22 protein-coding genes are annotated in these 24,729 nt (G+C 62.8%); 21 read left to right on the top strand and 1 reads right to left on the bottom strand.

The features are described from left to right. The first annotated feature begins 30 nt into the window (after positions 1-30). The 13 genes from AB7535_RS21650 (at position 31) to AB7535_RS21590 (ending at position 13,948) form a co-directional block, all read left to right on the top strand. Positions 31-1,431: an amidase gene (locus AB7535_RS21650; RefSeq protein WP_085404251.1), complete on the top strand. Its 1,401-nt coding sequence runs from the start codon at positions 31-33 to the stop codon at positions 1,429-1,431. A 17-nt stretch (positions 1,432-1,448) separates the two neighbouring features. Beyond that, positions 1,449-2,447, top strand: coding sequence for an acetamidase/formamidase family protein (locus tag AB7535_RS21645; RefSeq protein ID WP_085404252.1), 999 nt, complete (start codon positions 1,449-1,451; stop codon positions 2,445-2,447). A 58-nt stretch (positions 2,448-2,505) separates the two neighbouring features. Then, the gene (locus AB7535_RS21640) at positions 2,506-3,723 is read left to right on the top strand and encodes an urea ABC transporter substrate-binding protein (RefSeq protein ID WP_084795064.1); all 1,218 of its coding nucleotides are present in this window, start codon (positions 2,506-2,508) and stop codon (positions 3,721-3,723) included. Between the two features lie 98 nt (positions 3,724-3,821). After that, a complete protein-coding gene (locus AB7535_RS21635) occupies positions 3,822-4,688 on the top strand; it encodes an ABC transporter permease subunit (RefSeq protein ID WP_028151201.1) in 867 nt (288 codons plus the stop codon). Positions 4,689-4,700: 12 nt separating this feature from the next. Beyond that, positions 4,701-5,774, top strand: coding sequence for a branched-chain amino acid ABC transporter permease (locus tag AB7535_RS21630; RefSeq protein WP_085404253.1), 1,074 nt, complete (start codon positions 4,701-4,703; stop codon positions 5,772-5,774). A 2-nt stretch (positions 5,775-5,776) separates the two neighbouring features. Next, entirely contained in the window at positions 5,777-6,496 is a 720-nt protein-coding gene (locus AB7535_RS21625) for an ABC transporter ATP-binding protein (RefSeq protein WP_085404254.1), read from the top strand. Continuing rightward, on the top strand, positions 6,486-7,211 hold the full coding sequence (locus tag AB7535_RS21620; protein WP_038942017.1) for an ABC transporter ATP-binding protein: 726 nt from the start codon (positions 6,486-6,488) through the stop codon (positions 7,209-7,211). Before AB7535_RS21625 ends, AB7535_RS21620 begins: the two co-directional genes overlap by 11 nt. A 49-nt stretch (positions 7,212-7,260) precedes the next feature. Then, complete coding sequence (locus AB7535_RS21615; RefSeq protein WP_028158375.1) at positions 7,261-8,022, top strand: SDR family NAD(P)-dependent oxidoreductase; 762 nt, start codon at positions 7,261-7,263, stop codon at positions 8,020-8,022. Positions 8,023-8,108: 86 nt separating this feature from the next. Beyond that, positions 8,109-9,512 (top strand): amidase, encoded by a 1,404-nt coding sequence (locus AB7535_RS21610; RefSeq protein ID WP_354130344.1) that lies wholly within the window; start codon positions 8,109-8,111, stop codon positions 9,510-9,512. A 189-nt stretch (positions 9,513-9,701) separates the two neighbouring features. Then, positions 9,702-9,833, top strand: a complete 132-nt coding sequence (locus AB7535_RS21605) for a hypothetical protein (RefSeq protein ID WP_256468556.1) — start codon at positions 9,702-9,704, stop codon at positions 9,831-9,833. A gap of 288 nt (positions 9,834-10,121) precedes the next feature. Further along, a complete protein-coding gene (locus AB7535_RS21600) occupies positions 10,122-11,702 on the top strand; it encodes a sugar ABC transporter ATP-binding protein (protein ID WP_094184400.1) in 1,581 nt (526 codons plus the stop codon). Beyond that, on the top strand, positions 11,699-12,691 hold the full coding sequence (locus tag AB7535_RS21595) for an ABC transporter permease (RefSeq protein WP_085404257.1): 993 nt from the start codon (positions 11,699-11,701) through the stop codon (positions 12,689-12,691). The genes AB7535_RS21600 and AB7535_RS21595 overlap by 4 nt, the downstream gene beginning before the upstream one ends. 105 nt (positions 12,692-12,796) lie before the next feature. After that, positions 12,797-13,948 carry a substrate-binding domain-containing protein gene (locus AB7535_RS21590; RefSeq protein WP_085404258.1) on the top strand — a complete coding sequence of 384 codons (1,152 nt, stop codon included), beginning with the start codon at positions 12,797-12,799 and terminating at the stop codon, positions 13,946-13,948. Positions 13,949-14,028: 80 nt separating this feature from the next. Here the strand turns inward: AB7535_RS21590 and AB7535_RS21585 are convergent, their stop codons facing one another. After that, on the bottom strand, positions 14,029-14,823 hold the full coding sequence (locus tag AB7535_RS21585; protein ID WP_085404259.1) for a DeoR/GlpR family DNA-binding transcription regulator: 795 nt from the start codon (positions 14,821-14,823) through the stop codon (positions 14,029-14,031). A gap of 340 nt (positions 14,824-15,163) precedes the next feature. Between AB7535_RS21585 and deoC the strand changes: the two genes are divergently transcribed. The 8 genes from deoC to AB7535_RS21545 all read left to right on the top strand — a co-directional run bounded on the left by deoC (position 15,164) and on the right by AB7535_RS21545 (position 24,523). Continuing rightward, entirely contained in the window at positions 15,164-16,081 is a 918-nt protein-coding gene (deoC, locus tag AB7535_RS21580) for a deoxyribose-phosphate aldolase (RefSeq protein WP_245344240.1), read from the top strand. A 2-nt stretch (positions 16,082-16,083) separates the two neighbouring features. Beyond that, the gene (locus AB7535_RS21575; protein WP_085404260.1) at positions 16,084-18,474 is read left to right on the top strand and encodes an aldehyde dehydrogenase family protein; all 2,391 of its coding nucleotides are present in this window, start codon (positions 16,084-16,086) and stop codon (positions 18,472-18,474) included. A gap of 83 nt (positions 18,475-18,557) precedes the next feature. Continuing rightward, on the top strand, positions 18,558-19,013 hold the full coding sequence (locus AB7535_RS21570; RefSeq protein WP_014494077.1) for an RbsD/FucU family protein: 456 nt from the start codon (positions 18,558-18,560) through the stop codon (positions 19,011-19,013). A 5-nt stretch (positions 19,014-19,018) separates the two neighbouring features. Further along, positions 19,019-19,942 carry a ribokinase gene (gene rbsK, locus AB7535_RS21565; protein WP_085404261.1) on the top strand — a complete coding sequence of 308 codons (924 nt, stop codon included), beginning with the start codon at positions 19,019-19,021 and terminating at the stop codon, positions 19,940-19,942. A 7-nt stretch (positions 19,943-19,949) separates the two neighbouring features. Further along, a complete protein-coding gene (locus AB7535_RS21560) occupies positions 19,950-20,825 on the top strand; it encodes a carbohydrate ABC transporter permease (RefSeq protein WP_063982329.1) in 876 nt (291 codons plus the stop codon). Next, entirely contained in the window at positions 20,822-21,859 is a 1,038-nt protein-coding gene (locus tag AB7535_RS21555) for a carbohydrate ABC transporter permease (RefSeq protein ID WP_085404262.1), read from the top strand. The genes AB7535_RS21560 and AB7535_RS21555 overlap by 4 nt, the downstream gene beginning before the upstream one ends. Positions 21,860-21,908: 49 nt before the next feature. After that, a complete protein-coding gene (locus AB7535_RS21550) occupies positions 21,909-23,348 on the top strand; it encodes an extracellular solute-binding protein (protein WP_306326732.1) in 1,440 nt (479 codons plus the stop codon). Positions 23,349-23,431: 83 nt separating this feature from the next. Beyond that, positions 23,432-24,523 carry an ABC transporter ATP-binding protein gene (locus AB7535_RS21545; protein WP_085404263.1) on the top strand — a complete coding sequence of 364 codons (1,092 nt, stop codon included), beginning with the start codon at positions 23,432-23,434 and terminating at the stop codon, positions 24,521-24,523. Positions 24,524-24,729 lie beyond the last annotated feature (206 nt).

Below are 24,729 nucleotides of genomic sequence, written 5' to 3'. Positions count from 1 at the left end.
GCGTCACATCGAGTGTGAGGAAGAAGAACGATGGCGGCAACAGATCTCCACTATCTCGGACTCGTCGACGTCGGGCGGAAGATCCAGGCGAAGGAGCTGTCGCCGGTCGAAGCGACCAAAGCGATGCTCGGGCGGATCGAGAAGCTCGACGGCAAGCTCAAGAGTTTCGCTTATGTGATGGCTGACTCGGCGCTCGCGGACGCTGCCACGGCCGAGAAGGAGATCGCTTCCGGCAAGATCAAGGGGCCGCTGCATGGTGTGCCAGTGGCGGTCAAGGATCTCTGCTGGGCCAAGGGCGCGCCGGCGGCCCATGGCATGACCATTCATCGAGATTTCCGTCCCACCGAGGATGCAACGGTAGTTGCGCGGTTGAAGGATGCCGGCGCCATCATCCTCGGCAAGCTGCAGCAAACCGAGGGCGCGTACGCCGATCATCACCCGAAGATCGACCCACCGAAGAACCCGTGGAACGCGGATCTCTGGCCCGGCGCATCCTCGAGCGGCTCCGGCGTCGCTACTGCGGCGGGCCTCTGCTTCGGCTCGCTCGGCACCGATACGGGCGGATCAATCCGCTTTCCGTCCGCGGCTAACGGCGTCACCGGGCTCAAGCCGACCTGGGGGCGCGTCAGCCGCTACGGCGCATTCGAGCTTGCGGCGACGCTGGATCATATCGGCCCGATGGCAAGGAGCGCGGTCGATTGCGGCGCCATCCTCGGCGTGATCGCGGGTCAGGACCCCAAGGACACGACGTCGGTTCCGCTGCCCGTACCTGACTATCTCGCCAGTTTGTCCGGCGACCTTCGCGGCGTGACGATCGGCGTCGACCGGCGCTGGACCAGCGAAGGCACCGATGGCGATGCGGCCAAGGTGTTGACCGAGGGTCTGCGTGTAGCGGCCGATCTCGGCGCGAAGATCAAGGAGATCGCGTTCCCCGATCCCAAGGCGGTCATCGATGACTGGTTCCCGCTGTGCGGCATCGAGGTCGCCGTCGCGCACGAGGACACCTATCCCGCGCGCAAGGACGAGTACGGCCCGGCACTCGCTGGCCTGCTCGATCTCGGTCGGCAGCAGTCCGGCATGGACTATCAGAAGATCGTGCTCCGGCGCGAAGCGTTTCGTGGCGCCGTCCGCCTTCTGTTCGAATCGGTCGATCTCCTCGCAGTGCCGGCCCAGGCGTTCGCCGCGCCCACGCTCGCCAAGATGGCGTCGCTCGGCGAGGACGCATCGCTGATCGCAGGATTGCTTCGCTTCACATGCCCGTTCGACATGACGGGAAGCCCGACCGTGACGCTACCCGGCGGCTTCGCCGCGAATGGCGGTCCGGTTGGCTTCCAGTTCGTCGGTCGTCATTTCGATGAGGCCGGCCTCGTTCGCGCGGGCGATGCGTTCCAGCGCGTCACCGACTGGCACAAGCGTCATCCCGGGATCTGAGTTGAGGAGCCATTCGTATGTCTGCAGAAGACTGGGTGAAGAATTCCATCATGGCCAAGCGTGCGGTCGCCAAAGGCGCGACCGGGGCGACGCATAGCCTGACGATCGAAGAGCAGGGCGGCTTCCACTACGTCTACGGTCCCTATGCAAAGCCGACCCTGTCGATCGACCCCGGCGGAGTGGTGGTTGTCGAGACGGAGGATGCGTTCGGCGGTGTGCTCACCAGCGAGAGCGACAGCCCCACCGCCAAACTGAACTTTCCCTATCTCAACCCGCAATGCGGGCCGATCGCCGTCAAGGGCGCCAAGAAGGGCGATTGCCTCGCGATCTACATCCGCGACGTCGAGACGCGGGGTGAACAGCCGGCCGGTACGACCTGCATCATTCCGGAATTCGGCGGGTTGGTCGGAACAAGCTCGACGGCGCTGCTCAATCCGCCCCTGCCGGAGCGCGTGAAGAAGCTGCATGTCGACAGGAACGGCATACGCTGGAACGACAAGATCACGCTGCCCTACGAGCCGTTCATCGGCACCATCGGCGTCTCGCCGGAGATCGAGGCGATCTCGTCGCTGCAGCCTGACTACCACGGCGGCAACATGGATCTGCCCGACGTCGCGCCTGGCGCGATCATCTACTTCCCGGTGCATACCGACGGCGGGATGCTCTACGTCGGCGACTGCCATGCGACGCAAGGCGACGGTGAGCTCTCCGGCGTGGCGCTCGAGCAGCGCGCGACCGTCACGCTGCAGGTCGACCTGATCAAGAACTGGAGCTTTGCCTGGCCGCGGCTCGAGACCAAGGACTTCATCATGACGATCGGCAGCGCGCGTCCGCTCGAGGACGCGGCGCGTATCGCCTATCGCGAGCTCGTGCGCTGGATGGCGGCCGACTACGGCTTCGACGAGATCGACGCCTACATGCTGCTCAGCCAAGCCGGGCGGATGCGCCTCGGCAACATGGTCGACCCTAAATACACGATGGGAGCATCGATCCTGAAGAATTACCTCAAGCCATGACATCCAGTCGCTTTCAGAAACAGGGGATATCACGATGAGTTCGGGACGCAAGTTAGGGATGGTTTTGCTCGGCGCCATGCTCGGTACCGCAGCGGCAATGACCGTTGCTCGGGCCGCGGAACCACCGTTGAAGGTGGGTCTGCTCGAGGACGTGTCGGGCGATCTCGCCTTCATGGGCATGCCGAAGCTGCACGGCTCGCAGCTGGCCGTCGAAGAGATCAACAAGAGCGGCGGTATCCTTGGTCGGCAGATCGAGTTGATTCACCTCGATCCGCAGGGCGACAACGCGCGCTATCAGGAGTTCGGCCGTCGATTGCTCAACCGCGACAAGGTCGACGTGCTGATCGGCGGCATCACCTCGGCCTCGCGCGAGGCGCTGCGTCCCATCGTCGATCGCACCTCGACACCGTACTTCTACACCAACCAGTATGAAGGCGGTGTCTGCGACGCCAGCATGATCAGCATGGGCGCGGTGCCGGAGCAGCAATTCTCGACGCTGATTCCATGGATGGTCGAGAAGTTCGGCAAGAAGGTCTATGTCATCGCCGCCGATTACAATTTCGGTCAGATTTCCGCGGAGTGGAACCGCAAGATCATGAAGGATCTCGGCGGCGAGGTCGTCGGCGAGGAGTTCATTCCGCTCGGCGTGTCGCAGTTCGCGCAGACCATCCAGAACATCCAGAAGGCGAAGCCGGATTGGTTGCTCACGATCAATGTCGGCGCTGCCCAGGATTCATTCTTCGAGCAGGCGGCTGCGGCCAACCTCAATCTGCCGATGGGATCGTCGATCAAGGTCATGCTCGGCTTCGAGCACAAGCGGTTCAAGCCGCCGGCGCTTAACAACATGCATGCGACTGCGAATTGGTTCGAGGAGATCGACACGCCAGAGGCTACCGAGTTCAAGAAGCGCTGGCACGCGAAATTCCCTGACGAGCTCTACATCAACGACATGGGCTACAATGCCTATAATGCGCTCTACATGTACAAGGCGCTGGTCGAGAAGGCGAAGTCGATCAAGCTCGACGACATGCGCAAGGTCATCGCGACCGGCGATGCATGCATCGACGCTCCCGAAGGCAAGGTGTGCATCGATCCGAAGAGCCAGCACACCTCGCACCGCATGCGCCTGATCTCGGTCGGGCCGAAGCATGAGGTGAAGGTCGAGAAGGACTATGGGACGATCCAGCCGTACTGGCTTGGCGAAATCGGTTGCGATCTCACCAAGAAGAACGACAAGGACCAGTACACGCCGAGCCATCTCCCGAAGAAATCGTGACGCCTGACGGGCACGGATTTTGCTCGTATTGAGAGTTGTGCTCTTGGACAAGGCCGGCGCCGCAACGATGCGGCGCCGGGATCGACAAAGGGACCAAGATGTCGGCTGAAGTATTCTCGGTATTCTATCAGTTCGCCGACGTGTTCGCGTTCCTCATTCTCTCGGCCGCAGGTCTCGCTATCGTGTTCGGCATGATGGGCGTCATCAATATGGCGCATGGCGAGTTCATCATGTGCGGCGCCTATGTCACCGTTGGCCTGGTGAATCTGGGCGTTCCGCTCGCGATTGCCCAGATCCTGGCCGCGCTGACGGCGGGACTCATCGGTGTCGCCGTCGAGTTCCTGATCGTGCGGCGCTTCTACAAGCGGCCGCTGGATTCTCTGCTCGCCACTTGGGGGCTCAGCCTCATCGTGACGCAATCGATGCTCCTGATTGTCGGTTCAGCCGTGCGGGGCATCGGAACGCCCGAAGGAAGCTTCGCAATCGGCGGCTACACGTTTTCGACCTATCGTCTGGTTCTGTTCGGTTGCGCGGTGGCCGTGCTGGGCGGTCTCTACATCGTTTTCATGAAGACGCGCTTTGGTGTGATCGCCCGGGCGACGATGCAGAATGCGGCGATGGCGAAGGCGCTGGGCGCGCGAACGGGCCGAATCTATTCGATCAGTTTCGGGATCGGCACCGGCCTTGCCGGACTTTGTGGGGCGCTCTACGCGCCAACGATGACGCTGATCCCGACCATGGGGGCGACCTTCGTGGTCGAAAGCTTCGTTACGGTCGTAATTGGAGGGGCAAACGTGCTGCTCGGAACAGCGCCGGCCGCTGTGTTCCTGGCGATGATCCGGATGGCGCTGAACGCGAGCTACGGCCAGATCATCGGACAGATTGGCATGCTGGTCGCCGTTATTTTGATCATTCGGGTGTTGCCCGAGGGGCTCTCCAGCGTTCTGGTTCGTCGTGGGCGCTAAAGGGAATTTTTGATGTTCAAGCTGCTGGAAGGACCGCAGACGCTCGGACGTGGCAAGATCTTCTGGTCCTGCTTCCTTGCAGTGCTCGCGGGCGCACTGACATATCCGCTGTTCGCCGACTCCTATGATGTGGGGAATTTCGCCTATTTCCTGATCTGGATATTCATGGCGCTCGGCCTTTGCCTGATGTGGGGCTATGGCGGGATGCTGTCGTTCGGCCAGACCTTGTTCTTCGGCATCGCCGGTTACGGATATGGCGTGCTCGCGATTAACATGGGCGGCGGCACCGCAACGATCGCCGCGCTTGCGCTGTCCGTTGTCCTTGCGATGGTGGCGGCCGGCATCCTCGGCTATTTCATGATCTGGGGTGGCATCAACGGCATCTTCTTCGGGATCGTGACGCTGTCTGCGACGCTGGTGCTTGCCTTCTTCCTCGGCCAGACCGCGGGGCCCGAATGGCACATCGGCCCGGCGCGGCTGAATGGCTTCAACGGCATGAAGGGCATGGACCCGCTCGCCGTCGGCGACTTCTATATCGAGGGATCGGCGCTCTACTACGTCATGATCGCGCTGATCGTGATCGTCTATCTCGCGTTGCGCATGCTCGTGAATTCGGGCATCGGCAACGTCATCGTGGCGACGCGCGAGAACCCGCAGCGCGCCGAGATGCTGGGTTATGACGTCCGGAAATACCAGCTCCTGACCTTCGTGATCGGCAGCGGCCTCGCAGGGCTGAGTGGTGCGCTGTACACGTCCTGGGGCCAATTCATCACGCCGTCCAGCATCGGCCTGCCTGCGGCGGCGATGCCCATCGTATGGGTGGCTTTCTCCGGACGGAGCGATCTGACCGCAACTCTGGTCGGATCGTTCCTGCTGCTGTTCGGCTTTCAGACCATCACGGTCTACAGCCAGCAGGCAGCACTCGTGCTGATGGGAGCGCTGCTGCTCGCCACGGTGATGCTGGCGCCGCAAGGTTTTGTGCTCGGCATCGGCAAGCTTGCTGCCGATTGGTGGAGCGGACGTCGGCGGCGCGATGATAGCCCCGTCATGGCGGAGGCTGGTCGCTTGCACCCGGAAGAATCCTGATCATGGCGCTGGTCGAAGTCAAAGGCGTATCCAAGCGTTTTGGCGGATTGACCGCAGTCTCCGACGTCGACCTCACGGTCAACGCCGGCGAGGTCCACTGCCTGATCGGACCCAATGGCGCCGGCAAGAGCACATTGTTCAAGCTGATCGTGGGTCTCTACCCGCCGAGCCAGGGCAGCATCCTGTTCGATACCGTCGACATCACCAAGGAGCGTCCCTACGCACGCGTGCAGCGAGGCATGAGCATCAAGATGCAGGCTCCGAGCGTGTTCAAGGAGCTGCCGGTTCGGCAAAACATCCAGACTGCGCTCCAGGAACGACTGTCCGGCGCGGAACGCATCGCCGAGGAGGATCGCCTGCTGACTCTGCTCAACCTGGGGCCGGACAGCGATAAGCTCGCGGGTGCGCTGTCGCATGGCCAGCAGCAATGGCTCGAGATCGGGATGGCGCTGGCGCTGAAGCCGCAACTCCTGCTGCTGGACGAGCCGACTGCCGGCATGTCGCCGGAGGAAACCTTCAAGACCGGCGAGTTGATCAAGTCGTTCAATGCAGAGGGCATGACAGTTCTTGTCGTCGAGCATGATATGGCCTTCGTGCGCCAGGTCGCCCAGCGCGTCACGGTGCTGCATCTCGGCAAGATTTTCGCACGCGGCGATCTCGAAAGTATTTTGCAGGACGCGAAAGTCGCGGAAATTTATCTCGGTAAGACGCATGCTCACTGAACCCAATCCCACGGACCGGATTCTGGACGTATCGGAATTATGGGCGGGATACGGTGCGACGCCGATTCTGCAGGGCGTCACCATGTCGGTCTCCCGCGGCGAGATTGTCGGCGTGATCGGCCGTAACGGTGTCGGCAAGTCGACCCTGATGCGGTGCCTGATCGGTTTGCTGCAAACCTGGCGTGGCACGATCAGCTTCATGGAGCAGGACGTAACAAAGCTCGAAGCCGACGCGCGGGCGAGGGCGGGCTTCGGCTACATCCCGCAGGGACGCGATGTCTTTCCGCAGATGACCGTCGAGGAAAACCTGCAAGTCGGCGAGTTGATCGGCGGTCCCGGCGGCAAGAAGCTGCCTGAACTCGTCTATGAGTATTTTCCGCGGCTGAAGGAACGCCGGCGGCAGGCCGCAGGCACGATGTCGGGCGGCGAGCAGCAACAGCTCGCCATAGGCCGCGCGCTGATCGGCAATCCGTCCTTGATGATCCTGGACGAGCCGTCCGAGGGTATCCAGCCCTCGATCGTCCAGCACATCTGCGAGGCGCTGAGATCGTTCCGGAACGAGCTCGGGACCACCATCATCTTCGTCGAGCAAAACCTCGACACGATCCTGGCAATCGCCGAGCGTTGTTACATCATGGAGAAGGGCAAGATCGCGCAGTCGCTGGCGGGTGGCGAGGTTAACGAGGACAATGTCCGCGAGCAGCTCCTGCTCTGAACGGCCGCATGGCATGTTTTCAAGTCGTCAATAGAGGGAGGGAATGGACATGGATCTGGGACTCAAGGGAGCAAAGGTTCTCGTCACCGGCAGCACCAAGGGGATCGGTAGGGCGATCGCCGACACATTCGCGGCAGAAGGCGCGGATGTCGGCATCTGCGCGCGCAACCAGGCCGACGTCGATAGCGCAGTCGCCGCGATCAAGGCGAAGGGCGTCGCTGCCTTCGGTAGTTCGGTCGATGTCTCCAACGGCCCGGCGCTCAAGGCCTGGGTCGAGGACATGGCCTCGAAACTCGGCGGCATCGACGTCGTCGTCGCCAATGTCAGTGCGCTGTCGATCGGACAGGACGAGGAGAGCTGGGAGAAGGAATTCTCCACCGACATGATGGGCACCGTGCGGCTGGTCAATGCGGCGATGCCGTATCTCGAGAAGAGCAAGGCCGCGGCGATCGTGACCATCTCCAGCGTTTCAGGGCGGGAGGTTGACTTCGCGAGCGGCCCCTACGGCACGTTCAAGGCCGCCATCATCCACTATACGCAAGGTCTCGCCTTCCAGCTTGCCAGCAAAGGCATCCGCGCCAATTCGGTGTCGCCGGGCAACACCTATTTCGAGGGCGGTGTCTGGAATCAAATCAAGGACGGCAATCCCGAGCTTTACAAGACCGCGCTGGCGCTGAATCCGACCGGCCGCATGGGCACGCCGCAGGAAATGGCGAACGGTGCGGTGTTCCTTGCCAGCAAGGCAGCGAGTTTCATCACGGGGACCAACCTCGTGGTCGACGGTGCCCTCACGCGCGGCGTGCAGTTCTAGGCGCTCCCTGAGTAGCGCAGTCACGAAACCGGGCCGTCTGCGGTGCCGGTGGGCGAAGCCGTTTCCGACAACAGCAGGACAGTCAGATGTCAGCAGATCCAATTCACTACAAGTCGATCATCGAAATCTCCGAGCTGTTCCGCCGCGGCGAGCTTCTACCTTCGAAAGTGACCGAGGTGATGCTGGGCCGGATCGCGAAGCTCGATCAGAAGTTTCACGGCTACGCGCTCGTCCTCGCCGAGCGGGCCATGGCGCAGGCGAAGCGCTGTGACGCCGAGCTTGCCAAGGGCATCTGGCGCGGGCCGCTGCACGGCATGCCGATCGGATTGAAGGATCTCTGCTACACCACTTTCGCGCCGACCGCTGGAGGTACCACGATCCACGCTAGGTTCGTTCCCTCCTTCAACGCGACGATCGTGGACCGGCTCGAACACGCCGGCGCCGTCACGCTCGGCAAGCTAAAAATGACCGAGGGCGCCTATACGAGCCATCATCCCGACGACCAGGCGCCGCTCAATCCCTGGGGGACCGATTACTGGGTCGGCTCCTCCTCAAGCGGATCGGGCGTGGCCACTTCGGCGGGACTTTGCTTCGGCTCGATCGGCAGCGACACCGGCGGCTCGATCCGGTTTCCGTCGGCGACGTGCGGGCTGACCGGGATCAAGCCCACTTGGGGACGTGTGAGCCGCCACGGCGTCTTCCCGCTGGCTGACTCTCTCGACCATGTCGGGCCGATGTGCCGGACCGCAGCCGATGCCGCGGCCATGCTCGGCGTCATCGCGGGCGCAGACGTCAATGATCCGACCGCCCTTCAGGCGCCGGTGCCGAACTATCTGGCGGGGATCGGTGACGGCGTGCGAGGCTTACGGATTGGCGTGGACCGCAGCTACACGCAGGACGGGATCGATCCGCAGGTGGTCGCCGCCTTGCTGGAAGCGGAGCGTACGCTTGCGGACCTCGGTGCCGATATTCGTGAGGTCAAGTTCCCAGCTTACGAGAAGCTCGTGAGCATGTGGATTCCGATGTGCTCCATCGAGACCGCAGAGGCGCATCTCGAGACCTATCCGTCGCGGAAGTCGGAATACGGTCCGGATCTGGCGCAGCTGATCGAGCAGGGCAGATCGATCAGCGGCCTCGAGATCGCTCAGATCCATCATGAGCGGTTGAAGTTCTGCGGCAGCCTCGCGGCGCTGTTCGGCGATATTGACCTGCTCCTGATTCCCACCATGCCCGTTCCGATCCCAACGCTGACCAAGATGGGCGAATACGGCGCCGATCCGAACGTGCTGCTCAGCATCCTGCGCTTTACGGCGGTATTCGACTTCTCGGGCAGCCCGACCATCACGCTACCGAACGGCATGGCGGCGGACGGGTTGCCTCTCAGCATGCAGCTCGTCGGCCCGCATCTGTCCGAAGATACGCTTGCCCGCGCCGGGTATGCTTTCCAATCAGTGACAGATTGGCACACCCGACGCGCCCTTGGCGAATGAAGATCTTCGGAATTCTAGGGTGCCTATCCGAAAATCAATCATGGGGCGAGTTCAGAGAGGGGAGACGCTGAGCACGTCGAAACGAAAATTCGTCAGCGAAACTGATGGCCACGACCCTCGGCACGGTGTTCGAGTGGTACGACTTCGATCTGGCTCCAGCCGGTGAGCAGCCCGCGCCACCGGACGCGAGTGCTCCGCAACGTAGACGACGGCACCGCCATATTCGCCGCCGCATCGTCGGTCGGGCTGGCGCTCTCCATCGCGGTCATCATCGGGAGGCAGAACGTCATGAGCGAGGCCGATTTCAAGGCCTGGGGATAGCGCGCTCCCCATTTGATGATCGGGTGCTTGCCGCCAGGACCGAATGGAGCGCGTCGTGAAGCCTTGGTCCGTTCCTGATGTTGAACAGATCCGCGCTGGGAAGGCCGGCTGTCTCTACTGACGTTCGCAACCGCACAAATCGAGATAGGGCCAGGGTTAGATCCGGCCCGGCGACGTGATCCGCCATTGACAGGTCGGCGGAGATGATAGAATTATAACAGGATAAGTTGCAAAAATAACAATATGTCACCATCGTACCAGCGTCTAGCGGGGCGACGGGAGGAAAGTTTGGAACTGTCCGGTTCGGTTGCAGCAGAACCTCGGTCGTCGGCCTCGCTTGTGATGGTCAGTGGCATCAACAAGCGCTTCGGCGGCGTGCGAGCGCTGCGTGACGTCAACCTCGAGGTCCGCGCCGGCGAGGTCCATGCGCTACTGGGCGAGAACGGCGCGGGAAAATCTACCCTGATCAAGATTCTCAGTGGTGTTCATGCCCTCGACAGCGGCACGATCGAGATCGCCGGCAGGCCGGTGGAATTCGACAGCCCGGCGAAGTCGCGCGAGGCGGGGATCGCTGTCGTTTATCAGGATCTCAGCCTCGTCGAATCCCTGAGCGTTGCGGACAATCTGTTGCTCGGCCGTGAGCCGCGTGCGCGTTTCGGCTTCGTCCGGCAGCGCGCGCTGATGGCCAAGGCCGAGGCGTTCCTGAACGCGCTCGGCATTCCCCTGGATGCGAGTGCGGCTGTCGGCTCGCTGCCTTTCGCCTATCGCCAGATGACGGAGATCGCCAAGGCGCTGATGGGCGAGGTCCGGCTTCTGATCCTCGACGAGCCGACCTCCTCGCTGACATCGGATGAGGTCCGGATCCTGTTCGATGCGATCGGGAAGGCGACGCGCCGCGGAGTCGGCGTGATCTATGTGACCCATCGGCTCAATGAGGTGTTCGAGATCTCGCAGCGCGTCACGGTGCTGCGCGATGGCGCTAACGCAGGCACGTTTGTCACAGCCGAGACCGACATGAAGCGGCTGGTGAACGCGATCGTCGGAACCGATCGATCGGCACCCACGGGCCCGCGCACCGAACCTGTCGCGAAGCGTGAATTGGATCCGTCGCCGGTTCTGTCGCTGTCCGACGTGTCCAACGACCGGCTTCGTGCCGTCGATCTGTCCGTGCTGAAGGGCGAGATCCACGGCCTCGCCGGATTGATCGGCAGCGGCCGCACGGAGATTTTGGAGACAGTGTTTGGCCTCCGGCCGCTCGAGAGCGGCGCAATCGAGATCGAGGGCCGGGGATGGCTGCCGAGAGGGCCTGCCGATGCGATCGAGCAGGGCATCGCGCTGGTGCCGGAAGACCGGCATGTGCAGGGTCTGGTCCTGGACCATTCGATCGAGCGAAACGTCACCTTGCCGCGAATTCCCCATTTCTCGCGCTGGGGCTGGATGCAGCAACGCGCCGCCGCCAGGCGTGCGGAAACCGCGGTCGCCAGGCTTTCGGTGAAAGCGCCAGGCGCGTTCAGCCTGGTCAGGACGCTCTCCGGCGGCAACCAGCAAAAGGTCGTGTTCGGAAAATGGAATGATCCGCGGCCGCGCGTGCTGCTCCTGGATGAACCGACGGTCGGCGTCGACGTGGGCGCACGCGAGGAAATCTATGCCGTGATCCGGAATGCCGTCCGCGACGGCAGCGGGGTCCTGGTCGTCTCGTCCGATCTCGTCGAATTGATCGAGCTCTGCGACCGCATCTCCGTGATCGTCAACGGGCGTGTAGCTCGTACGCTGTCGCGCGGCGAGATCGATGATGCCGAAGAGCTGCATCATCTCCTCCAGATGTACCAGGCCTCCGGGCCGGGCCACTTGCAAGAGCTTCCCGCATGACTGAACTGACTGCTCCCAACGTGGTCGCCTCGTCGACCCCATCTGATCGCCGCCGCAAGATTCTCCAGAATTTGCTGCGGGGCGAGCGGCCGTACATGCTGTACATCGCCTTCGTGATCCTGCTGGTCGTGTTCAGCCTGTCTTCGCCCTGGTTTCTCTCGGTCGACAATTTCCTGAACATCGGGCGCCAGACCACGCTGGTGTCGATCATCGCAGTCGGCATGACCTTTATTATCATCGCGCGTCAGATCGATCTGTCGGTTGCCTCGACGCTGGCGCTGTCGGGCATGGCGGCCGCTCTCGCGATGAGCCAGATCAACAACAGCTGGATCGTGGGGGCCGTGGCCGGGCTCGGCACCGGTGCGCTGGTCGGGCTGCTCAATGGCATCCTGACCACGCAGCTATCGATCCCGTCATTCCTGGTGACGCTGGGCTCACTGAGCATGGCGCGGGGACTGGCGATGATGGTGACCAACACCAAGCCGGTGATCATCACCAACGAGACCTATTTCGCGATCTTTGGCGAAGGCACGTTCCTCGGCATACCGGTTCCGATCGCCTGGACTTTGGCGGCGATGATTATCGGCATCCTGCTGCTGCACTATAACGTGTTCGGCCGGCGCATCTATGCGGTCGGCGGCAACCCGACTGCGGCGCTCTATTCCGGCATCAACACCAAACGGGTCACGACTGCAGCCTTCGTCCTGACCGGCACGCTGGCTGGTCTCGCGGCGCTGGTGCTGTCAGCGCGCTCACACGCCGCGCGGCCCGACGTCGTGCAGGGAATGGAGCTAGACGTCATCGCCGCGGTGATCCTCGGCGGCTGCAGCCTGTTCGGCGGGCGCGGCTACATCCTTGGAACACTGTTCGGCAGCTTGATCATCGGCACGCTCAACAACGGCCTTGTTCTGCTCGGCGTGAGCTCGCCGATGCAGCTCGTGATCAAGGGCGCGATCATCGTTGCCGCGGTTGCTTTCACGAAACGCTAGTCGACGTCCGGCGCGACGCATGAACAACAAGTTCATCGCGCTGCGCGGGTAGGGGCAAGGTCGCTGGCCCTCCGGTGAATCGGCGACCAAAAAATGGAGGAAACAATGAAATCAATCTTGCGACAATCCTTGCCTTTGACTGCGTTGGTGGCCGCTGCCGCCCTCTCGATGATCCCGTCGGCTCGCGCCGAAGTGCCCGCGACCTGCGTCAAGGGTGTCGATCTCGCGAAGCTCGGGCCGAAGTCGATCGTCGGCCAGGGACCCCACGGCGAAAAGGCGGCTTCCCCCGAGGTGCTCGCGCTGTCGGAGGCCGACGCCGCCAAGATCAAGGAGAAGAACTTCAAGGTCGGCATCTCCATGCAGACGGTCAACCTCGACTGGTCGCAGCTCCAGATCCAGGGCATCACCGACACGCTGAAGAAGTACGGCGTGACGGTGACGGGCGTCGCGTCCGCCGAATATCAGGTGGACAAGCAGATCGCCGATATCGAGAACACGATCCAGCAGCATCCGGACGGCATCATTTCGATTCCGGTCGATTTCACCGCGACCGCGCCGACCTACAAGAAGATCGCCAAAGCCGGCATCAAGCTCGTGCTGATGGACAGCATCCCGACTGGTCTGAAGCATCCCGAGGAATATGCGACGATGGTCTCGGCCGATAGCCAGGGCAATGGCCAGATCGCGGCACAGATCCTGGCGTCCTGCGTGGCGCAGGGCGGCACCATCGGTCTCGTCAATTTCGGCGTCGACTATTTCAGCACCAACGAGCGCACCAAGGGCGTGCGGGAGTGGATGAAAGCAAACCGCCCTGACATCAAGATGAAGCAGGTCGACTTCACCGATCCGCCGAAGGTCTCGCAGATCGCGGGCGACTTCCTGACCGGCAATCCCGACGTCAAGGGACTGTACGCGGTGTGGGATCAACCGGCGCTCGACACGCTGAGCTCGATGCGGGCTCAGGGCATCGATATTCCCATGACGACGGTCGACCTCGGTCTGCAATCGGCGATCGAGATTGCCAAGGGCGGGCCGCTGAAGGCGACCGGCTCGCAGCGTCCCTACGACCAGGGCGTCGCCGAGGCGATGGCGATGATGAACGCGCTGCTGGGTAAGGAAACGCCTGGCTGGATCGGTGTGCAGTCGCTGCCGGTGACGCAGTCGAATGTGCTGGAGTCCTACAAGACCGTATTCAAGAAGGACCCGCCGGCCGAGCTGACGGATGCCTGCAAAAAGGCGAAGCCCGCCTGCAACTAGCCTGAAACAGCGATGCGCGATCCACCGAGACCGCGCATCGCTCAGCAAGCCTGATCCGGGCGAACCAGCCCCCGTCCGGATCAGGCCGTGCTGGTGACGTATTCGACGGGAAGGCTGCGGAAGTGCTTGCGCGTGTCTGCCGACACGGAGCCACCGACGATGATCCGCGAGAATGAGCTGACGTCGGAGAAAAACGCCGGCTTGAGGCTGCCGAGCTTGCTGGCGTCGACCACGAGGATGCTCTCCATCGCGGTAGCGATGACGGCCTGCTTGATGGCGACTTCGTGAAAATTCGAGCAGCTGGCGCCGCGGGTCCAGTGCAGGCCGCCGGCCGAGATGAAAGCCTTGTTCACCCCGAGCCGCCGCAGGTAGGACAGGCCGTCATCCGACGAGAACGACTGCGACGACGGATGGTAGAGCCCGCCCATCAACATCACCTGCGTCGCTGGCCGGTGGGTGACGATCGAGGCGACGTTCAGCGAATAGCAGATCACCGAAAGAGGCATGTCCTCAGGCAGGCAATCCGCCAGCGACTGCATCGTGGTGCCGCAGTCGATGAAGATGGTGTCACCTTCCTTGATCGAGGCGGCTGCGGATCGGCAGGCGAGGCGCTTGTCCTGCGTGTGCTGGTCGATTTCCTGCTCGAATGTGTACTTGATCCCGGTCGGCGACGCCGCGTTGACGACGTAGCCGCCGAGCAGGGCGAGCGCCGCCTCGGGCCCGGCAAGGTCGCGCCTGACCGTCATCTCCGACACCTTCAGCAGCTCTGCGGCGTCCTTCAGATGCAGTGCGCCGCTCGTCTCGACGGCGCGTCGCAGCCGTTGCAGCCGTTGGACGCGGGTCTCGCTGGGGCGTGCGGTCGGTGTTTCAGTCATTTTCGTCACCGAGCTTGCTTATCCGGTTGACAATGATCTTACAATGATGTGAGTTTAGCAACGTCAATCTGTTACAATAATAACATTTGGCCCGAAGGGTGTTTCGCTGTCGGCGACGGGAGGCAGCAGATGCGCCGGCGGCCAAGGGATGGGAGGATCGCATGTTGCAATCGGCACATTCAGTCTATCTGCCGTTTCAGCCGATTCGCTAGCATTGCGCGGCGTACCGATGGCGCAGGGCGTCTTGATATCAAATCCATCCGCGGTGCCGGCGCAGCCCCATGCGCGGGATCACAATCATCCGCATCCGATCGCGCGCAACAGCGGCCGCGCGCTCGAGATGGACTGGGTCGACGATATCCGGATCAATCTGTCCGCCGCCGAGCGCCGCGTTGCGAGCCTGCCGGGCCGGCGCACCGTCAAGAAGGACGCGCAGGCGGCGTGGTTGCTCAAGGCGATCACCTGCATCGACCTGACGACACTCAACGGCGACGATACGGCCGAACGGGTGAAGCGCCTCTGTGCCAAGGCGAGGGCCCCGATACGAAGTGACCTCCTCGAGGCACTCGGTTTTGCCGGGCGCCGGCTGCACACGGGCGCGATCTGCGTCTATCACCGCTTCGTCGCAACCGCGGTCGAAGCGCTCGATGGGTATGACATTCCGGTCGCTGCGGTTTCGACCGGATTTCCGGCAGGCCTCGTGCCTCACGATCTGAAGCTCAAGGAGATCGAGGCGTCCGTCAGGGACGGTGCGCAGGAGATCGACATCGTCATCACGCGTGAGCATGTGCTGACCGGAGATTGGCGCGCTCTCTACGCCGAGGTCCGGGATTTCCGCGCAGCCTGCGGCGATGCGCATCTGAAGACGATCCTCGCAACCGGCGACCTCAAAACGCTGCGCAACGTCGCCAAGGCGTCGATGGTCTGCATGATGGCCGGCGCGGACTTCATCAAGACCTCCACCGGCAAGGAAGGCGTCAATGCCACGCTGCCGGTGACGCTGGCGATGCTGCGCATGATCAGGGTCTATGAGGAGCGGACCGGCTTCAAGATAGGCTTCAAGCCGGCCGGCGGAATCTCGACGGCGAAGGATGTGCTCAACTACCAGTTCCTGATGAAGGAGGAGTTGGGACGCGATTGGCTCGAGCCGGATCTGTTCCGCGTCGGCGCCTCGAGCCTGCTCGCCGACATCGAGCGCCAGCTCGAGCATCACGTCACCGGCCGCTACTCGGCCTTCAACCGTCATCCCGTGGGCTGAGCATGAGTATCGCACATTACTTTGAGACCATGGATTATGGTCCCGCTCCCGAGGCGGACGGCGAGGCGCGCGCCTGGCTGAAGCGGCACGACGCGACGTTTGGGCATTTTATTGCCGGTAAATTCGTCGCGCCGGCTTCGGGCAAGCATCTGACGACGATCGAGCCAGCCACCGGAAAGACGCTGGCCAAGATCGCGCAAGGCATCGCAGCGGATGTCGAGGCTGCAGTCGGCGCCGCGCGATCGGCGCAGTCGTCATGGGCAAAGCTCGGTGGTCACGGTCGTGCCCGTCATCTCTATGCGCTGGCGCGCATGCTGCAACGTCATGCTCGTCTGTTCTCGGTATTGGAAGCGATTGACAATGGCAAACCGATCAGGGAAACCCGCGATCTCGACGTGCCGCTCGCCGCGCGCCACTTCCTGTATCACGCCGGCTGGGCACAATTGCAGGACCGCGAATTCGCCGACCATGTCCCGGTCGGTGTGATCGGCCAGATCATCCCCTGGAACTTTCCGCTGCTGATGCTGGCCTGGAAGATCGCGCCCGCGCTGGCGACCGGCAACACCGTGGTGCTGAAACCGGCAGAGTTCACGTCACTCACCGCGCTGCTGTTCGCCGAGCTCGCGGCGGAAGCCGGCCTGCCGCCCGGCGTGTTGAATGTGGTGACGGGTGATGGCGCCACCGGCGCGTTGCTGGTCGAAAATCCCGGTGTCGACAAGATCGCCTTCACGGGGTCGACCGAGGTCGGGCGGTTGATCCGTCAGTCGACCGCAGGCAGCGGGAAGTCGCTGACGCTCGAGCTCGGCGGCAAGTCGCCGTTCATCGTGTTCGACGACGCCGACATCGATGGCGCCGTGGAAGGCGTGGTCGATGCGATCTGGTTCAACCAGGGCCAGGTCTGTTGTGCCGGATCGCGGCTTCTGCTGCAGGAAGGGATCGCAGAGACATTCCGCAAGCGCCTCATCCGCCGCATGGAGACGCTGCGCGTGGGTCCGCCGCTCGACAAGGCGATCGACATGGGCGCGGTGGTCGCACCGGTGCAGCTCGAGCGGATCAAGGCGCTGGTCGAAACCGGCGTCAAGGAGGGCGCCGAGAAGTATCAGGCGCCGGGGCCGATCCCCGCTGAGGGATGCTTCTATCCCCCGACCTTGCTTTGGAACGTACATCCGTCATCGACCGTGGCGATCGAGGAGATCTTTGGCCCGGTGCTGGTCGCGATGACGTTCCGCACGCCGGACGAGGCGGTGATGCTCGCCAACAACACGCGCTATGGCCTTGCCGCCAGCGTGTGGAGCGAGACCATCGGGCTGGCGCTCGATATCGCGCCGAAGCTTCAGGCCGGCGTGGTCTGGGTCAATGCGACCAATTTGTTCGATGCCTGCGTCGGCTTCGGCGGCTATCGCGAGTCCGGCTTCGGTCGCGAGGGCGGCCGGGAAGGTCTCTACGAATATCTCAAGCCGAAAGCCTGGAGCGGGCGGAAGGCGCGGGCGAAGGTGCCGCCGCCATCCCCGGCGGCTTCTAACGACGGCGCCGGATTTGGCACGCCGTCGATCGACCGAACCGCCAAGCTGTTCGTCGGCGGCAAGCAGGTTCGTCCCGACGGAAATTATTCGCGCGCGGTGCTGTCGCCGAAGGGGAAGCACCTCGGCGAAGCCGGCGAGGGCAATCGCAAGGATATCCGTAACGCGGTGGCCGCCGCGCGCTCGGCCGAGGGGTGGGCGCGGGCGACGACGCATAATCGCGCCCAAATCCTCTACTACCTTGCCGAGAATCTGTCCGCGCGTGGCGACGAGTTCGCCCGGCGCGTCGGTGATATGACCGGCGTTTCGCCCGCCAAGGCGCGCGCGGAGGTCGAGGCGAGTATCGAACGGCTGTTCAGCTATGGGGCCTGGGCCGACAAATACGAGGGGACGATCCATGCACCGCCGTTGCGCGGCGTGGCGCTTGCCATGCACGAGCCGATCGGCGTGGTCGGGGTGGCCTGTCCGGACGAGGCCCCGTTGCTGGGCTTCATCAGCCTGGTGGCACCGTTGATTGCGATGGGCAACCGCGTCGTCGCCGTCCCAAGTGAGCGGCATCCGCTTGCAGCGACCGATTTTTATCAGGTGCTGGAGACGTCGGATGTGCCGGCAGGCGTCGTCAATATCGTCACCGGCGAGCGCGATGCGCTCGCGAAGGTCCTTGCCGAGCATGACGACGTCGATGCGCTCTGGGTGTTCGGTTCGCAGGAGGCCTCGACTGCTGCGGAGCGGCTGTCGATCGGCAACCTCAAGCGCACGCTGGTCGACCACGGGCTGGCGCTCGATTGGTACGACCGGGTGGCGAGCGAAGGTCCGATCCTGCTCCGCCACGCGGTGCAGGTGAAGAACATCTGGATTCCCTATGGCGACTAAAGACGTCACCTTGCGGTGATACGGGTTGGCATCCGGACCATCAGAGTTCGGGCGATTTTTTGAAGACAAGGGAGGGACGCAACATGCTCAAGGGCATCAATCCACTGCTCAATGCCGACGTGCTTTACGCCTTGCGCGCAATGGGGCACGGGGACCGCCTCGTGGTGTGCGACACCAATTTTCCTGCCGACTCCATCGCGCGCCAGACCGTGTTCGGCGAGCTGCTTCGCATCGACAACGTCAGTACGGCAAAGGCGATCGAAGCCATCCTCTCGGTGCTGCCGCTCGATACGTTCGTCGACGATGCCGCGATCCGCATGGAGATTGTTGGCCAGCCCCAGGAGGTGCCGCCGGTGCAGCGCGAGGTGCAGGCCGCGATCGACCGCGCCGAGGGACGCTCCTGGCCGCTGGTCGGGGTCGAGCGCCATGCCTTCTATGAAAAGGCCAAGACGGCCTACTGCGTGATCGCCACGGGAGAGCGGCGCTTCTACGGCTGCTTCCTGTTTTCCAAGGGCGTCATCGCGCCGGACGGAGAGTAACGACCATGAGCAAGACTGGCGTCGCAGTGCTCGGCATCTTCGTCGTCGATCTGGCCTTCCGGGCCGGCAACATGCCCGCGATCGGTGAAACGATCGCCGGCTCGGGATTTGCCATGGGACCAGGCGGCAAGGGGTCGAACCAGGCCGTGGCCGCTGCGCGCGCAGGCGCAGACGTGACCTTCATCTCCCGGATCGGCCGCGACGCCTTCGGTGATCTTGCCATCAAGACGTGGGAAACCGAGGGCATTCGACCGCGCGTCGCCAGGACTTCGGAGGCGCCGACCGGCGCGGCCTTCATCTATGTCCACGAGACACGCGGCGACAACGCCATCATCGTGGTGAGCGGAGCGGCCGACGGTCTCAGCCCCAGCGACGTCGACGCGGCGGCGGATGCGATCCGCACCAGCCGCGTCTTCGTGACCCAGCTCGAGCAACCGGTCGCGGCCGCGCAACGCGGGCTCGAGATCGCGCGCGCTGCGGGGAGCATCACCGTGTTCAACCCGGCACCTGCGGTCAAATTCGACGATGGCCTGTTTGCCTTGTGCGACTACGTCGTTCCCAATGAGACCGAGGCGGAAGCGCTGACGGGGATCGCGGTGAGCGATCTTGCCGGCGCCCGCCGCGCCGGCGAAGCGTTGGTGGCCAAGGGAGCGGGCACCGCGCTGATCACGCTCGGCGAACGCGGGGCGCTGTTTCACGGGCGAGATCGCTCGCTACACGTGCCCCCGTTCGCCGCCGGCAAGGTGGTCGAAACCGCGGGCGCGGGCGACGCATTCGTCGGCGGCTTCGCTGCAGCGCTTGCGGGCGGCGCCGATCCCCTGGAAGCGGCGCGCTTCGGTTCCGCCACGGCGGGGATTTCCGTGACGCGCGCGGGGACTGCGCCTGCCATGCCGCGGCGCGCTGAGATTGAAGCCCTGTTGAAGGGATGATCTGCTCATGATGCGGAACGATCCGATCAAGCATGTCTTCATCTGGCCGGCGGTGCTCGTCGTGCTGGCGATCTCGATCTTTCCGCTGATCTATTCGTTGACCACGAGCTTCCTCAGCTATCGCCTGGTTCCGCCGATCCCGCCGCGGGTCGTGTGGTTCGGCAATTATGCTACGCTCCTGCAAGAGCCGCGCTTCTGGAATGCGATCTTCACGACGACGCTGATCGCGTTCATTGCCGTCGGGTTGCAATACGTGATCGGGTTTGGCGTTGCGCTCGCGCTGAACGCGCGCGTTCCGGGCGAACGGCTATTTCGCGTTGCCTTGCTGCTGCCCATGCTTCTGGCCCCGGTTGCCGTCGCGCTTGTTGCTCGCATGATCTTCAATCCGACCATGGGGCCGCTCAACCAGTTCCTGTCCATGTTCGGCATGGCGAACCTGCCGTTCCTCACCAACGGTCATTGGGCGCTCGCCTGCATCATCGCTGTCGAGATCTGGCAGTGGACCCCGTTCGTCATCCTGATGATGCTGGCTGGCCTGCAAACGCTCCCCGAAGATGTTTACGAGGCGGCCGAGCTCGAGAACGCCAGCGCCTGGCAACAGTTCTGGGGCATCACCTTTCCGATGATGCTGCCGATCTCCGCCGCGGTCGTCTTCATCCGCCTGATCGAGAGCTACAAGATCATGGACACCGTATTCGTGATGACGGGCGGCGGACCGGGTGTGGACACCGAGACCCTGACGTTGTTCGCCTATCAGGAGGGTTTCAAGAAGTTCAATCTCGGCTACACGTCGGCGCTCAGCTTCCTGTTCCTGATCGCCATCACGATCATTGGCGTCACTTATCTGGCGCTGCTGCGGCCGCATCTGGAGAAGCGCCGATGAGCGGGCAGGGCCTTACCGGACTGTCGCGCTGGAGCCGCCGCCTGGTCGCGGCCGGTGTCTTCGCATGGTGCCTGATCACGGCGTTTCCGCTCTATTGGGTGGTCGTGACGGCGTTCAAGACCCCGCCGGGCGTGGTCGGCGGCCCGACCTATATTCCGTTCGTCGATTTCACGCCGACCCTGCAGCCCTTCATTGATCTCTATCAGGGTATCCGTGGCGAGTTCTTCCGGACCTTTTTGAACTCGACAATCGTTGGCTTGTCGGCGGCAGCGATCGCGACTGCCGTCGGCGCAATGGCGGCCTATGCGCTGGTGCGGTTCGAATTCAGGGTGCGCTTCGGCGCCGGCCTGATCTTCTTCCTGCTCGCGCTCGGCGGCTATCTGCTGTTCAACAATTCGCTCGGATTCACCCGCGCGCAGGCGCTGCTGCTGGCGTTCCCGATCGCGCTTGCCGCTGCAATCCTGGCCAACCGCCTGCCGCTGCCGGGGCCGATCCTCGGCAATGAAGACATCCTGTTCTGGTTCGTCAGCCAGCGCATGTTTCCGCCGATCGTCACGGCTTTCGCGCTGTATCTCCTCTACAGCGAAATCGGCCGGCTCGGCTTCCAGCTCATCGACAGCTTTGTCGGCCTGACGCTGTGCTACGTCGCGTTCTCGCTGCCGATCGTGGTCTGGCTGATGCGCGACTTTTTCGAGGCCATTCCGATCGAGGTCGAAGAAGCTGCGATGGTCGACAACGTGCCAAGTTGGCGCATCTTCCTCGGCATCGTGGTGCCGATGTCGATGAACGGACTGCTGGCGACTTTCATGATCACGCTCGCCTTCGTCTGGAACGAGTTCCTGTTCGCGCTGTTCCTGACCAATTCCAGATGGCAGACGCTGCCGATCCTGGTGGCAGGACAGAACAGCCAGCGCGGCGACGAATGGTGGGCGATCTCGGCCGCGGCGCTCGTCGCCATCATTCCGATGATGATCATGGCAGGTCTGCTCAGCCGCATGATGCGGTCGGGCCTGCTGCTCGGAGCAATCAAATAACAAAAACCTATGTAGGGAGGACTGGACGATGTTGCGACGGACGTTTCTGATGCTGACCACCTCGCTCGCGATGGCTTGCACCGCGAGCCAGGCGAACGCTGCTTGTAGCCCGGATTACTCCGGCGTCACCCTGACTGTGGCGTCGCAGACCGGACCGTATATCGCCTCCGCGCTCAAGCTCGGTGCGGACGAATGGACCAAGAAGACCTGCGGCAAAGTCAATGTGGTCGAGTTCCCCTGGTCGGAGCTCTACCCGAAGATCGTTACATCGCTTACCGGATCTGACGCGACGTTCGATCTGGTCAGCTTTGCGCCGGCCTGGCTGCCCGACTTCGTCACCTATCTCAGCGAGATGCCGAAAGAGATGCAGTCCGGCAAGGATTGGGACGATGTCGAGCCGGCCTACCGCGAGCGCCTGATGGTGTGGGAAGGCAAGATCTATTCGCAATCGATGGACGGCGACGTTCACACCTACACCTATCGCACCGACCTGTTCAGCGATCCCAAGGAGAAGGACGCCTTCAAGGCCAAGTACGGCTACGACCTGGCGCCGCCAAAGACCTGGAAGCAATATCTCGACATCGCGGAGTTCTTTCAGCGCCCCGACAAGGGACTCTGGGGCACGGCGGAGGCCTTCCGTCGCGGTGGCCAGCAGTTCTGGTTCTTCTTCAGCCACGCGGCGGCCTATACCAACAACCCGAACTATCCGGGCGCGATGTTCTTCGACCCCGAAACGATGGATGCCCAGATCAACAATCCGGGCTGGGTGAAGGGATTGGAGGAATATATTCGCGCTTCCAAGCTTGGCCCGCCCAATGCGCTGAACTTTTCGTTCGGCGAGGTCAATGCCGCCGTGGCCGGCGGCCAGGTGGCCGAGTCGATCGGTTGGGGCGACACCGGCGTGATCGCGGCCGACCCCAAGCAATCGAAGATTTCCGGCAAGGTGGGCTCTGCGGTGCTGCCCGGCTCTGACGAGATATGGAACGCCAAAACCAAGAAGTGGGACAAGTTTCCGGCAGTGCTGCCGGCACCCTTCATGGCGTTCGGAGGCTGGCAGATTGCCGTGCCAAAGGTGGGCAAGAACCAGCAGGCGGCATGGGATTTCGTCAAGACGCTGACAAGCCCTGAAGTCTCCGGCAAGGCCGCGATTACCGGTGGCACGGGTGTCAACCCATACCGCAAGTCGCACACCACGAATCTGGAGTTGTGGAGCAAGATCTTCTCGCCGACGGAAGCCAAGGAATATCTCGGCGCCCAGGCCGACTCCATTAACGGCAAGAACGTTGCGCTCGACATGCGTTTGCCCGGCTATTTCTCCTACACCGAGGTTGTGGAGATTGAGCTTGGCAAGGCGCTGGCCGGCCAGACCACGCCGCAGGCCGCGCTGGACGCGGTCGCGAAGGAATGGAATCGCCTGACCGATGAGTTCGGCCGCGCGAAGCAACTCGCCGCCTATCGCGCGGCGATGGGCCTCTCACCGAAGAACTAGCTTCCGCGGAGACTGCCCCGGATGATGCGTGAGCATCATCCGGGCTTTGTTGGCCGTCGATATAGGGACGGAAAAAGGAATCCATGGCGCACGTCGAGATCGAGAACGTCAGCAAGGCATATGGGCCCTACAAGATCATCGAGGGGCTTAATCTGAGTGTGGCCGACGAGGAGTTTGTCGTGCTTGTCGGACCGTCCGGCTGCGGCAAGACCACGACGTTGCGCATGATAGCGGGACTGGAGACGGTCACCAGTGGAACCATTCGTATCGGTAATCGCGATGTGACGCAGCTGCGCCCAGGCTTGCGTAATTGCGCGATGGTGTTCCAGAATTATGCGCTCTATCCGCATATGACTGTTGGTGAGAATATCGGCTACGGCATGAAGGCGCGGGGCGAGTCGCGCGCCAATATCGCGAAAGCCGTCGAGGACGTGGCGCGGGTTCTCGACCTCGAGCAATACGTGGACCGTCGGCCCAAGCAGCTCTCCGGTGGGCAGCGTCAGCGCGTGGCGATCGGCCGTGCCATCGTGCGCAGCCCGGACGTGTTTCTGTTCGACGAGCCATTGTCAAACCTCGACGCCAAACTCCGCATCGAGATGCGGACCGAGATCAAGGCATTGCATCGCCGTCTCGCCAAGACGATCGTTTATGTCACACACGATCAGGTCGAAGCTATGACCATGGCCGATCGGGTCGTGGTGATGAATCGCGGCCGCATCGAGCAGGCGGCTGATCCGATCACGATCTATGAGAAACCAAGCAATCTCTTCGTCGCGGGCTTCATGGGCGCGCCCAGCATGAATTTCATCCACGGGGAGATTGCCGCTCGCGACGGTGCACTGATCTTCACCGAACCCTCGGGTACGGCGTTGAGATTGCCGAAATCCCGAGAGGCGGCCTATGCAGGGAGCATCGGCAAGCCGGTTGTGCTCGGCGTGCGGCCCGACCACGTGCTGCGGCAAGATGCGCCACCGGGCTCCTCCGTCCGCATGATGGTGAAAGACGTGGAGCCGCTCGGGCCGCATACTCTCGTGATTGGAACCGTGGGCGCATTTCCATTCACGGCGCAGATGCAAGTCGGTGTTTCTGCGGCGCCGGATTGCCCAATAGATGTCGCGATCGATCTGGAGCGAACGCACCTTTTCGACAAGGTTTCCGGGAAGGCCGTTTCATAGTCGGCGGTCCTCTGGCGGTGCAGGTAATCCCAAATCTGTACTTCCAGCGTACGCATGCCTCATCGCGGTCACTTGCGATGCGGCGAGCTCGCAGGTGATGCGGGCGACGTTGCACCCTTCTTCGCAAACTTTGCTCGTCCGGTATTGGTGTCGAGCAGAGTCTGCGAAAAGAGATTAAGCGATTTCAGCTGGTTACATGCCAATAT

This window comes from Bradyrhizobium sp. 956_D2_N1_4, from assembly GCF_052076025.1.
In the GTDB taxonomy this organism is placed as follows: domain Bacteria; phylum Pseudomonadota; class Alphaproteobacteria; order Rhizobiales; family Xanthobacteraceae; genus Bradyrhizobium; species Bradyrhizobium barranii.
The sequence above is the reverse complement of the archived record's forward strand: the minus strand, read 5'-3'. Positions and strand labels throughout refer to the sequence as shown.

Excerpts from the sequence above, each read along its gene's own strand:
- AB7535_RS21650 (WP_085404251.1), top strand. The coding sequence starts at position 31 with ATGGCGGCAACAGATCTCCACTATCTCGGACTCGTCGACGTCGGGCGG.
- AB7535_RS21645 (WP_085404252.1), top strand. The coding sequence starts at position 1,449 with ATGTCTGCAGAAGACTGGGTGAAGAATTCCATCATGGCCAAGCGTGCG.
- AB7535_RS21640 (WP_084795064.1), top strand. The coding sequence starts at position 2,506 with ATGGTTTTGCTCGGCGCCATGCTCGGTACCGCAGCGGCAATGACCGTT.
- AB7535_RS21635 (WP_028151201.1), top strand. The coding sequence starts at position 3,822 with ATGTCGGCTGAAGTATTCTCGGTATTCTATCAGTTCGCCGACGTGTTC.
- AB7535_RS21630 (WP_085404253.1), top strand. The coding sequence starts at position 4,701 with ATGTTCAAGCTGCTGGAAGGACCGCAGACGCTCGGACGTGGCAAGATC.
- AB7535_RS21625 (WP_085404254.1), top strand. The coding sequence starts at position 5,777 with ATGGCGCTGGTCGAAGTCAAAGGCGTATCCAAGCGTTTTGGCGGATTG.
- AB7535_RS21620 (WP_038942017.1), top strand. The coding sequence starts at position 6,486 with ATGCTCACTGAACCCAATCCCACGGACCGGATTCTGGACGTATCGGAA.
- AB7535_RS21615 (WP_028158375.1), top strand. The coding sequence starts at position 7,261 with ATGGATCTGGGACTCAAGGGAGCAAAGGTTCTCGTCACCGGCAGCACC.
- AB7535_RS21610 (WP_354130344.1), top strand. The coding sequence starts at position 8,109 with ATGTCAGCAGATCCAATTCACTACAAGTCGATCATCGAAATCTCCGAG.
- AB7535_RS21595 (WP_085404257.1), top strand. The coding sequence starts at position 11,699 with ATGACTGAACTGACTGCTCCCAACGTGGTCGCCTCGTCGACCCCATCT.
- AB7535_RS21590 (WP_085404258.1), top strand. The coding sequence starts at position 12,797 with ATGAAATCAATCTTGCGACAATCCTTGCCTTTGACTGCGTTGGTGGCC.
- AB7535_RS21585 (WP_085404259.1), bottom strand. The coding sequence starts at position 14,823 with ATGACTGAAACACCGACCGCACGCCCCAGCGAGACCCGCGTCCAACGG.
- deoC (WP_245344240.1), top strand. The coding sequence starts at position 15,164 with ATGGACTGGGTCGACGATATCCGGATCAATCTGTCCGCCGCCGAGCGC.
- AB7535_RS21575 (WP_085404260.1), top strand. The coding sequence starts at position 16,084 with ATGAGTATCGCACATTACTTTGAGACCATGGATTATGGTCCCGCTCCC.
- AB7535_RS21570 (WP_014494077.1), top strand. The coding sequence starts at position 18,558 with ATGCTCAAGGGCATCAATCCACTGCTCAATGCCGACGTGCTTTACGCC.
- rbsK (WP_085404261.1), top strand. The coding sequence starts at position 19,019 with ATGAGCAAGACTGGCGTCGCAGTGCTCGGCATCTTCGTCGTCGATCTG.
- AB7535_RS21560 (WP_063982329.1), top strand. The coding sequence starts at position 19,950 with ATGATGCGGAACGATCCGATCAAGCATGTCTTCATCTGGCCGGCGGTG.
- AB7535_RS21555 (WP_085404262.1), top strand. The coding sequence starts at position 20,822 with ATGAGCGGGCAGGGCCTTACCGGACTGTCGCGCTGGAGCCGCCGCCTG.
- AB7535_RS21550 (WP_306326732.1), top strand. The coding sequence starts at position 21,909 with ATGCTGACCACCTCGCTCGCGATGGCTTGCACCGCGAGCCAGGCGAAC.
- AB7535_RS21545 (WP_085404263.1), top strand. The coding sequence starts at position 23,432 with ATGGCGCACGTCGAGATCGAGAACGTCAGCAAGGCATATGGGCCCTAC.